The sequence below is a fragment of the Agromyces sp. P1_H4 genome (assembly GCF_056405255.1).
Genome location: NZ_JBFUCL010000599.1, coordinates 1 through 797 on the forward strand (window position 1 = coordinate 1; position 797 = coordinate 797).

Below are 797 nucleotides of genomic sequence, written 5' to 3' on the forward strand. Positions count from 1 at the left end.
CACCGATCTCGTGTTCGCCGCCCAGGCGAAGGTGCCCGCCGAGCGCGACGACCGGGTGCGCCTGCTCGGCTGGCTCGCGGATGCCGCGCGCCGCCGTCCGAACCGACGCGTGGTCGTGAAGGTGCGCGCCCGCGCCGGTGAGGCCCAGACGCACGCCGAGAGCTGGGATTACGCCGACCTGCTCGCCGACCCGGCCGTGCGCGCGCAGCTCGGTGGCTCGATGCCCCCGAACCTCGTCGTCGAGGACGGCCCGATGGCCGAGCACCTGGGGCGCGCGTCAGCGCTCGTCACCGTGAGCTCCACGGCGGTGCTCGAGGCGATCGCCGAGGGGGTGCCGGCGCTCGTCGTCGACGAGTTCGGCGTGGCTCCGAGGCTCATCAACACGGTGTTCGTCGGCAGCGGCCTGTTCGGCGGCGCCGGCGACGTGGCGGTCGGGGCCGCGAGGCATCCGGATCCCGCGTGGCTCGACGACAACTACTTCCACGGGCCCGCCGCCGACGACTGGCTCGAACGGCTCGAGGAGCTCGTCGAACGCCGACGGGCGCTGCCCCTGCCGCTGGCACCGCGTCGGCACAACCGGGCCGGCGGGGCGGTGCGACGCGCGTACGAGCGGCGGCGGATGCTGGGCCGCCACGACCCGTCGCCGGCCGGTGCGGTCGCGATGATCGTCGCGCTCCCGGTGCGTGCGGTGGTGCGGCGGATGCATCGACTGCGCGCGGCGCTCACGACGCTCAGCGCACGGCCCTGACACCGGCCCGCGGGGTTTCGTGCGGCGCCGCAGGCGGCACGCTCAGTCG

Annotated in this window: 1 protein-coding gene; it reads left to right on the top strand. The window is 75.7% G+C overall.

The annotated features are described in order from the left end of the window. Positions 1 to 748 (top strand): DUF6716 putative glycosyltransferase (locus AC1DY2_RS20265; protein ID WP_476764050.1); only part of this gene is annotated, 748 nt, incomplete at its 5' end. Between the last annotated feature and the right edge of the window lie 49 nt (positions 749 to 797).